Annotated in this window: 3 protein-coding genes; all 3 read left to right on the top strand. The window is 62.9% G+C overall.

Translation table 11 applies throughout. The features are described 5' to 3' along the window. Nucleotides 1-2 precede the first annotated feature (2 nt). Nucleotides 3-1,124: a DNA polymerase III subunit beta gene (gene dnaN, locus WA989_RS12025; protein ID WP_424340736.1), complete on the top strand. Its 1,122-nt coding sequence runs from the start codon at nt 3-5 to the stop codon at nt 1,122-1,124. Between the two features lie 9 nt (nt 1,125-1,133). Next, nucleotides 1,134-2,249, top strand: a complete 1,116-nt coding sequence (gene recF / locus WA989_RS12020; RefSeq protein WP_424340735.1) for a DNA replication/repair protein RecF — start codon at nt 1,134-1,136, stop codon at nt 2,247-2,249. A gap of 133 nt (nt 2,250-2,382) precedes the next feature. Beyond that, nucleotides 2,383-3,480 (top strand): GAF domain-containing protein, encoded by a 1,098-nt coding sequence (locus WA989_RS12015; RefSeq protein WP_424340734.1) that lies wholly within the window; start codon nt 2,383-2,385, stop codon nt 3,478-3,480. Nucleotides 3,481-3,556 lie beyond the last annotated feature (76 nt).

Genomic DNA, 3,556 nt, shown 5'->3' with positions numbered 1-3,556 from the left:
CTATGAAGCTGACGATTGAAAGAAGTGATCTGCTGAACGCGCTCTCACATGTGCAGAATGTGGTCGAGCGGCGCAACACGATCCCGATCCTCTCCAACGTCCTGATGGAGGCCAAGGGATCTGAAGTCACGCTCGTGGCGACAGACCTCGATATCGAAGCCGTCGACAGCGCCGATGCGACCATTTCCAGCGATGGCGCGATCACCGCGCCGGCCGGCACGCTGTTCGACGTGGTGCGCAAACTGCCTGCTGGCGCCGATGTCGAGATGGAGCTCAATCCGGAAAACCGCCGCCTGTCCATCCGCTCGGGCCGCGCCAATTTCGAACTGCCAACCCTGCCCGCAACCGACTTCCAGACGATGACGGGCGATGACAGCGCGACCAAGTTTGACGTCGACGCGGCAGACCTGCGCCGTCTCATCGACAAGACCCGTTTTGCGATCTCGACCGAGGAGACGCGCTATTATCTCAACGGCGTCTACCTGCACGTCGCAGATGGCGACAAGGACAAGAAAGTGCTGCGCGCTGTTGCCACCGATGGCCACCGCCTCGCGCTGGCCGACGCCCCAGCCCCGAAAGGCTCTGAAGGCCTCGACGGGGTGATCGTACCGCGCAAGGCGATTGGCGAGGTTCGCCGCCTGATCGATGCGGTCGATGGCGATGTCACGATCGGCGTGTCGGAAACCAAGATCGTCTTCCAGGCCGGACGCGCCGTGCTCACTTCGAAGCTGATCGACGGCTCTTTCCCGGACTATCAGCGCGTCATCCCGAAGGGCAATGACAAGCGCCTCGTCATCGACAATAAATCCTTCGAAGCCGCCGTCGACCGCGTCTCGACTGTCTCGGCAGAGCGCTCACGCTCGGTCAAGCTGTCGCTGTCGGAAGGCAAGGTCGCGCTCGCGGTCAACTCCGCAGAAACCGGCCAGGGCCATGAAGAGATCGAGTGCGATTACAGCAATGACGCGATGGAGATCGGCTTCAACGCCAAATACCTCCTCGACGTCACCGCGCAGATCGAGGCCGAGGACGTCGAATTCATGCTGAATGACCCCGCCTCCCCGGCCCTCATCCTCGATCCGGGCGATCTCGCCGCGCGCTACGTGCTGATGCCGCTTCGGGTGTAAGCGGGGGCGATGACCGCCCTCACGCGCCTCCGCCTCTCCAATTTCCGCAATTACGAGACAGCATCGCTCGATCTCGATGGACGGCATGTCTGCCTCTATGGCGCGAATGGGGCGGGCAAGACCAATCTGCTCGAAGCCGTCTCGCAGCTTGGCCCCGGACGTGGCCTGCGCTCCGCCACCCTCGCCGATCTCACCCGCCATGGCGCCGAAACCGGCTGGACCGTCTCAGCCACAGTCGATGACCAGAAAATCGGCGTCGGGCTCGAGACAGATGGCAACACATCCAAACGCATCATCCGCATCGATGGCGCGCCGAGCCAGGCGTCAGACCTTGCAGACCTGATCCGCATCGTCTGGCTGACCCCCGCCATGGACGGCGTCTTTCGCGGCGGGGCATCAGAGCGCCGCCGCTTCTTTGACCGTCAGGTCATGTCGCACATCCCCTCCCACGGCACGGCCGCTGCCCGCTATGAGCGCGCCATGCGCGAGCGCAATGCGCTGCTCGAGCGCGGCCATGTCGATCCAGCCTGGGCCGACGCGATCGAGACCCGCATGGCCGAAGCCGGCGCCGAGATCGCGATCAACCGGGCACACGTGCTGGAAAGCCTGCAGGCCGCCGTCGATGCCCGGCCGGAAGGCTACTTCCCAAAGGGCGATCTCTCGCTCGACGGCGAGGCCGAACAGGCCGCAGCAAAAGGCGAGGATTTCAAGGCCATTTTCGAGGCGCTCATGGAAGCGTATCGCACAGGCCGGCGCCGCGACATGGCGGCCGGTCGCACGCTGGCTGGGCCGCATCGTACAGACCTCGCCGTTATCCATCGCCCGACCGGCATGCCGGCCGGGGACGCGTCGACCGGCCAGCAAAAGGCGCTGCTGATCGGGCTGATCCTCGCCTCGGCAAAGGCGCTCGGCCAGGGGGGAGACGGCCCCTCGCCCATCCTGCTCCTCGATGAAGCCGCCGCCCATCTCGATGCCAACCGGCGCGCGGCACTTTTCGATGAACTTTGCGACCTTGGCGGCCGGGCCTGGCTGACCGGCACGGAGCGTTTTCTCTTCGAGGCGTTCGGGGATCGCGCGCAATTGTTCGAGATTTCAGGCGAAGGCGGGATCCGCGCACTGGAGTAACCCGCGTGATTTATGTTATTGCGCCGTTGCCGGTTCACCCTTCAAAGTTGTAAACGAACAGACTATCGATCCGGCTATTGGGAATGGAAGTGGGATCGCACTCGCATTGCGAGTTGGGATGAGGACAGTCGCGTTGGCGAAAGACGAGAAAGCCCGACTGGCGGCGCTATCGAAAACCAAACTGATGGACAGCGACGCTGATCCGAGATTTGACCGGCTGACGCGGCTGGCGGCAAACGCTCTGGAAGCAGAGATTGCGCTGGTCTCTCTGATCGATGCCGACCGCCAGTGGTTCAAATCCTGCTACGGTATCAATTCCACTGAAACCAGCCGCGATGTCGCCTTTTGCGACCATGCGATCCGGTCCAGTGACGTGATGGTCGTGCCCGATGCACGCAAGGATGCCCGGTTTGCCGACAATCCCCTGGTGACGGGCGAGCCTTTCATCCGCTTTTATGCCGGAGCGCCGCTGATCACCCGAGAGGGCCATGCGCTCGGCACGCTTTGCGTGATCGATCCAAAGCCGCGCGAGACCTTCGACGAGACCGACAAGGAAATCCTGCGCGATCTCGCTGCCGGTGTGATGGCCGTGATCGAGACGGAGGCGAAAGCCCGCCAGGTCGACGACCTCTCTGTCATCAACCGTGAACTCGAACACCGCATGGGCAATATGTACGCCCATGTCTCCTCACTGATCAGCCTGCTCGACAAGTCGAATCTGGACCGCGAGGAATTTGTCCGGCGCTTGCGCGAGAAAATCAACACGCTGGCCGAAACCCAATCGCTGCTCGCCGTCAATGAGTGGAAATCGGTGTCCCTCAGGCAGCTGGCGGTCAAGGCCCTGCAGACCTTCGAGCCAGAGCCCGACCACCCCGTGATCGGCATCCAGGACACTGGCGATTTTCACATTTCCCCGCGTGCGGCCTTTGCAATGTCGCTCCTGCTCAATGAGCTTGGCACCAATGCCGTCAAACATGGCGCGCTGGGCGTTTCAGGCGGACGCGTCACATTTGGCTGGACGGAAGGGCCGAACATGCAGTTCGCCTGGCGCGAGGAGCTGCTTGAGCCGCGCGCGCCGGGCGGTGAGCCGGGAAACGGCTTTGGCAGCATGATCCTGAAACGGATTGTGCCGAAGACGTTTGGCGGCGAAGCGGTGTTCGACATCCATCCCGGCGGCTTCCACTATTCGGTGACCGCCCTGCCAGACCGGGTCCTGCTGCGCAAAAGCTGAAAACCTGTCAGCCGGGCGATACCGCCGTTTCCAGTTCGCGCCGCCGCAACCGGTACCCGGCAAGTCCCAAAAAGAG

The sequence above is a fragment of the Henriciella sp. genome (genome assembly GCF_049649345.1).
Classification (GTDB): Bacteria; Pseudomonadota; Alphaproteobacteria; order Caulobacterales; family Hyphomonadaceae; genus Henriciella.
The sequence above is the reverse complement of the archived record's forward strand: the minus strand, read 5'-3'. Positions and strand labels throughout refer to the sequence as shown.